Origin of the sequence: Accumulibacter sp. (assembly GCF_016789985.1) — a bacterium.
GTDB lineage: Bacteria > Pseudomonadota > Gammaproteobacteria > Burkholderiales > Rhodocyclaceae > Accumulibacter.
In genome coordinates this window covers 1-5,919 of sequence record NZ_JAEUOL010000115.1, presented here as the reverse complement: position 1 = coordinate 5,919, position 5,919 = coordinate 1, and the positions used below count along the sequence as shown (strand labels likewise).

Below are 5,919 nucleotides of genomic sequence, written 5' to 3'. Positions count from 1 at the left end.
CGCTTCAGTTTGACCGGCTCGTTAGCACCCGAACGTCTCCTGTGCCTGCCCTTCCTGGCACGTCGGTGGCTGACCAGAAGGACAAACTTGCCGATCAGCAGCAGCAGGATGAGCAGCCAGACCAGCGGGTATTCGAAAATCTCCTTGATGAACTGGAAGATTTCTCGTGTTGCCGTGGTGTCCTGGGCAGCGGGCGGCGTTTGCGCAGCGCGTTCGCCGGATGGCTGGCGGCCGGGTCGTTCGGCGCCGTGGTCCACAATGGCCAGAGAGAGGTCACCGTGTCCGAACGACACCCCACCGTCGCGCGCCCGGTAATGGAAGCCTTCCAGTCCGGCCAGCGAAAAGCTCAGCCGGCCTTCCGGACCAAGGTGCGCACCAGTTGCTTCGGCAAGCACTTCGGCCACCGATTCTTGCAACTCGTCAAGCGCCGCGCTGATCTCGTCGTCGGTCTGGGGAATTGCCCTGGCTCCCGCTGGTCCGGTGTGAGTTGCGGCAGGCGCGGGCCCGCTGCTGCGCGCGGCCTTGCTCCGCAGCAGCGGGCGCCAGGTCGAAGCCAAAGGGACCGCCTGCGGGCCAATGAGCTGGCCGGGAGCCGTCTGCGGCGCCCAATCTTCATGATCGAACCTGTCCGCCGAGATGAGCGATCCGCCTGCCTCGACAGTGTCGGCAGGTGGCGGCAGGATGATACCGGGTGCGGCCGCTGCGCTTACTGGCCCGGCAAGCACCGCAGAGGGCCCATCGCCATCGTTGGCAATGGTGTGCGCCAAGACACTGGAGGCCACGGCGCCCGCCTGCAGCAGGACGGCCAGCATGTGGCCGATGCTACGTAGCCAAGTCATCGCCGACATCCTGGTGCAATCGCTGGTGCGGACACAGTCGGTCGGTCCCGCTCGGCAAGGCACAACCAGGATGTCCTTTCCCTGGGCAGCGAGAGCGGGTATCGGATCGCCTCGCTGGATGCCTGCAGCACCCGCACTGGCAAGCTTGGATTGTCGGTTTCCAGAAGCACTTCTCCTTCGGTGCACACGGACAGACGCATGGACAAGACGGCGATGTCGGCGGCAGCTCACACCATAACTGCTAGAATGATATACGAATTGTTGCAACCAGCCGCTTTCCGTTGAGAACCGTGCATGAAATGAGCAAGCAATCCGCCGATTCCATCGCCTGGCATTGCCTGCCCGCAGACGAAGCGGCGGCACGCCTGACCGCGAGTTTCGACCAGGGGCTTGGTGACGACGAAGTGGTCAGCCGGCGACTGGAGCATGGGGAGAACCGCCTGGCGCCGAAACCGGGCAAGGGGCCACTGCTCCGCTTTGCGCTGCAGTTCGTGCAGCCGCTCGTGCTGGTGTTGCTGCTTGCCGGGGTGGTGACAGCCGTACTTGGCGAATGGGTGGATTCCGGCGTGATTTTCGGGGTGACGCTGATCAACGCGGTGATCGGTTTCATTCAGGAAGGTCGCGCCGAGAACGCCCTACTTGCCCTGGCCCGGTCGGTAACCAGCGAAGTGACCGTATTGCGAGGCGGTTGCAAACAGCGCCTGTCCTCGACCGAACTGGTTCCCGGTGATGTCGTGCTGCTTACCGCCGGCGACAAGGTTCCTGCCGATTTGCGCCTGTTCCGCGCCAAGGACCTGCAAGCCATCGAATCCGCCCTGACCGGCGAATCAACGGCGGTCGCCAAGCACCGTGACACATTGCCAGAAGACACGCTCCTCGCCGATCGCTGCAACATGGCTTACGCCGGTACGGTGATGATCAGTGGTCAAGGGGCAGGTGTGGTGGTGGCAACCGGTGAGCGTACCGAAACCGGCCGCATTTCGAGGCTGATCGCCGATGCACCTGATCTGACGACGCCGCTGACTCGCCGAATGGCGGTCTTCAGCAACTGGCTGCTGATTGCCATTGGCTTGCTGGCGCTATTGACCTTCACGGTGGGCATCTGGCGTGGTGAAGCGACCTTCGCCATGTTCATGGCTGCTGTGGCGCTGGCGGTCGGCGCGATTCCCGAAGGCTTGCCGGCGGCAATGACCATCACCCTGGCCATCGGTGTCTCGCGCATGGCGAGGCGGCGGGCGATCATCCGCAAGTTGCCGGCGGTCGAAACACTGGGCAGCACCACGGTCATCTGCTCGGACAAGACCGGTACGCTGACCGAAAACCAGATGACGGTGCGTGAGTTGTACGCTGGTGGTGTCCGGACGAAAGTCACCGGCAGCGGCTATTCGCCCAATGGCAGGGTTGGCGACGGCCAACACATCGGTGGCGCATTGCGCGAGTGCCTGCTGGCCGCCGTGTTGTGCAACGACGCCGGGTTGAGCAGGAGCAACCGGCACTGGGAGGTGGTCGGCGACCCTACGGAAGGGGCGCTGCTGGTTGTGGCGCGCAAGGCCGGACTCGACGAACGGACCCTGCAGAAACTGTTTCCTCGTCTCGATGAAATCCCTTTCGATTCGGGGAGGCAGTACATGGCGACTCTGCACGAGATCGAGGGCGTTCGCCTGACCTACTTCAAGGGAGCGCTCGAACAGTTGTTGCCGTGCTCGCTGAGCATGCTTGACCGCGAGGGTCGGAGCATGCCGCTGCGCACCGAGGAAATCGAGGGCACTGCCCGCAGCATGGCGGCGGAGGGCTTGCGGGTGCTGGCCGTGGCTCGCCGTGCGGTCGGTTCGGCGAGCACCATCGAACTGGCCGCTACCGACACCGGGCTGCAGTTCCTCGGTCTGGTCGGAATGGTCGATCCCCCGCGTCCCAAAGCCATCAGTGCGGTCAGGACCTGCCACGCGGCCGGCATCGCGGTCAAGATGATCACCGGGGACCACGCCGTCACTGCACTGTCGATTGCCCGGCAACTGGGCATTGCCAAGGCCGGTGAGACGGCGATCAGCGGCCGCGAGCTGGCGGCCCTGGACGACGCCGCTCTATGTCGGCTGGTGCGAACGGTAAACGTCTTCGCCCGCGTCGAGCCGGCACAGAAGCTGCGGCTGGTGCAGGCTCTGCAGGCCAACGGCGAGGTGGTGGCGATGACCGGTGATGGGGTCAACGACGCGCCAGCGCTCAAGCGGGCAGACATCGGCATTGCCATGGGTCTCACCGGTACCGAGGTGGCCAAGGATGCGGCGGAGATGGTGCTGACCGACGACGATTTTGCCGCCATCGAGGCTGCCGTGGAGGAGGGGCGAGGTGTCTATGATAATCTGGTGAAGTTCATTACGTGGACGCTGCCCACCAATTTCGGCGAAGGACTGGTCATCGTGGCGGCGATTCTGGCCGGCGCGACACTGCCGATCACGCCGCTACAGATTCTCTGGATCAACATGACGACGGCGGTCTTCCTCGGTCTGATGCTGGCCTTCGAACCGATCGAACCGAATGTCATGCGTCGCCCACCGCGGCCGCCGGCGACGCCGATTCTCGATGCGGCGCTGATCTGGCGCATCGTGCTGGTCAGCCTGCTGCTGCTCGCCGGTTCGTTTGGGCTGTTCCTGCGCGAGCTGGCAGCGGGGGAGTCGCTGGCCGAGGCACGTACGGTTGCCGTCAACGTCTTCGTCGTCGTCGAGGGCATGTATCTTTTCAATTGTCGTTCACTGACCCTCTCCACACGGCGGGCAGGACTCTTCTCCAATCCGGCGATCTGGTATGGGCTGTTGACGATGGCCGTGCTGCAAGCGGCGTTGACCTACCTGCCCCTGATGAATCGCCTGTTTGCGACAGCGCCGATTGGCGGGCACCAGTGGCTGGAGATCTTCGCGGTCGGTGTTCTGGCTTACGTCGTGGTTGGCATCGACAAGGGATTGCACACGCGTCGATGAGTCGCCCGGGCGACGATCGCGCTACGGCCAGGGGGAGGGCCGTGCCCTGCTGCCTTTTCGATCGCGTCAGAGGAGCCGCTCGATGATCACCGCGGCTCGGATGCTTCGCCACTCTGGTCGCTGAACTCCCGGCATGAAATAATGACCAAACAGCCGTGAGATCGGCTGGTGCAAGACCTCCCCGGTTTTCCATTTGTTCTTTCGACCCGTTTAGGAGCCAACATGACCAGTACAGTGACACTCGGTGGTAATCCGTTCCAGGTAAATGGCAGCTTCCCGCAGAAGGGTCAGGTGGCGCCGGCTTTCAGTCTGGTCGGCAAGGATCTGGCCGATGTCACGCTGAGCAGCCTGGGGGGGCAGCGCAAGGTGCTCAACATCTTCCCCAGTGTCGATACGCCGACCTGTGCCGCCTCGGTGCGCCGCTTCAACCAGCAGGCGAGTGGCCTGGTCAATACGGTGGTGCTTTGCATTTCCGCTGATCTGCCGTTTGCGCAGAACCGCTTCTGCGGTGCCGAAGGGCTGGACAAGGTGGTGACCTTGTCGACCATGCGTGGTCGACAGTTTCTCGAAGACTATGGTGTTGCACTGAGTAATGGGCCGCTGGCCGGACTTGCGGCACGCGCCGTGGTGGTGCTCGACGCCGAAAATCGGGTGCTGCATGGCCAGTTGGTCGGCGAGATCAAGAACGAGCCCGACTACGAGGCAGCACTGCAGGCGCTGGTCTGACAAAACACGACAATGGCTGAAAGCGAAGCGGGCGACCCGATCAGACAGCGACAGGGCATTCAGTCGATCGAGGTCGGTACCCGGCTGCTGCAGGCACTGGCGGCCAACGGACGATCAATGGTGCTGCGCGATCTGGCGCGCAACGCCGGCATGCCGGCCGCCAAGGCGCGCCGCTATCTGGTGAGTTTCATGCGTATGGGACTGGTCGAGCAGGACGCCAATACGGGACGTTACGACCTCGGGGCGTTCTCGCTCGAACTCGGGCTGGCCAGCCTGGCCAGGCTTGATCCCGTGCGCCTGGCAGGGCCGGTACTCGACGATCTGTGCGAGCGCATCGGCGAAACAGTGGCGCTCGCCATGTGGGGCAATCACGGCGCGACCTGCGTGCGCTGGCTCGAAGCCGGTGGTCCAGTCACCATCACCCTGCGCACGGGGGTCGTGCTGCCCTTGATTTCGTCGGCGACCGGACTGGCCTTCGCTGCTTTCTACCGCTCGCCATACCTGCGCAAGATGCTCGACGCCGAGATCGAGATGGCCGCCGAGGCAAGACGGGCGGCGCCGGCAGCGCTGCACTCGTCACTCGCCGTACAACTCGACGAGATCCGTTGCCGCGGCATCGCCCGTGCGTCAGGCAGCGTGACGCCGGGGATCAACGGCTTCAGCGCGCCAGTATTCAACCATACGGGCCGAATGGTGGCAGCGATCACCTCGCTGGGGATCATCGGCAATTTCGACATGGACTGGGACAGTCCGATGGCACAACAGACGCGGGAAGCAGCGGCGATTCTCTCGTGGCGACTGGGTCACGGCAGCGCCGAGGCGGCAGCGAGCGAGGAAACTCCGGCGGGGAACCGCACGCTCACGAGCCGGCGTGAAGTCGCTGCGTGATTGTCGCCCGGGCTGCGGCGCCTGCTGCATCGCCCCGTCGATCAGCAGTGCGATGCCCGGGCATCCCCAGGGCAAGCCGGCCGACGAACGCTGCACCAATCTGACCGACGATCAGCGCTGCCGCTTGTGGGGGCACGTCGAGCGGCCGGCGTTCTGCGCCGGCCTGCAGCCGTCTGACGAGATGTGTGGCCAGGATGAGGCACATGCGATTGCCTGGTTGTCCGCGCTGGAACAGGCAACCCGACCCTGAGTGCTAGAATGCGGCTTTTTCGCGAAAGCCCGCTGTGGACCTTCTGCTCCTCTGCAAAGCCCTGATTCTCGGTATCGTCGAAGGCGTTACCGAGTTTCTGCCGGTGTCTTCGACCGGTCACCTGATCCTCACCGGCGACCTGCTCGATTTCAACGACGAGCGCGGCAAATTGTTCGAGATCGTGATCCAGTCGGGTGCCATGTTTGCCGTCTGCTGGGAGTATCGGGTGAAGATTGGCCAGGTT

General features: G+C 63.9%; 6 protein-coding genes. 5 read left to right on the top strand and 1 reads right to left on the bottom strand.

Features of this window, described 5'->3' with window-relative positions:
- On the bottom strand, nt 1–839 hold an 839-nt coding region (locus JNK99_RS06835), incomplete at its 3' end, for a hypothetical protein (RefSeq protein ID WP_291850547.1).
- Between the two features lie 299 nt (nt 840–1,138).
- On the opposite strand from JNK99_RS06835, the gene JNK99_RS06830 reads away from it, so the two are divergent.
- From JNK99_RS06830 to JNK99_RS06810, 5 genes are all read left to right on the top strand, one after another.
- On the top strand, nt 1,139–3,811 hold the full coding sequence (locus JNK99_RS06830) for an HAD-IC family P-type ATPase (RefSeq protein WP_291850544.1): 2,673 nt from the start codon (nt 1,139–1,141) through the stop codon (nt 3,809–3,811).
- Between the two features lie 222 nt (nt 3,812–4,033).
- The gene (tpx, locus tag JNK99_RS06825) at nt 4,034–4,537 is read left to right on the top strand and encodes a thiol peroxidase (protein WP_291850541.1); all 504 of its coding nucleotides are present in this window, start codon (nt 4,034–4,036) and stop codon (nt 4,535–4,537) included.
- A gap of 12 nt (nt 4,538–4,549) precedes the next feature.
- The gene (locus JNK99_RS06820; protein WP_291850539.1) at nt 4,550–5,425 is read left to right on the top strand and encodes an IclR family transcriptional regulator; all 876 of its coding nucleotides are present in this window, start codon (nt 4,550–4,552) and stop codon (nt 5,423–5,425) included.
- Nucleotides 5,426–5,477: 52 nt separating this feature from the next.
- Nucleotides 5,478–5,675 carry a proteinase inhibitor gene (locus tag JNK99_RS06815; RefSeq protein ID WP_291850550.1) on the top strand — a complete coding sequence of 66 codons (198 nt, stop codon included), beginning with the start codon at nt 5,478–5,480 and terminating at the stop codon, nt 5,673–5,675.
- 34 nt (nt 5,676–5,709) lie between these two features.
- On the top strand, nt 5,710–5,919 hold a 210-nt coding region (locus JNK99_RS06810; protein ID WP_291850536.1), incomplete at its 3' end, for an undecaprenyl-diphosphate phosphatase.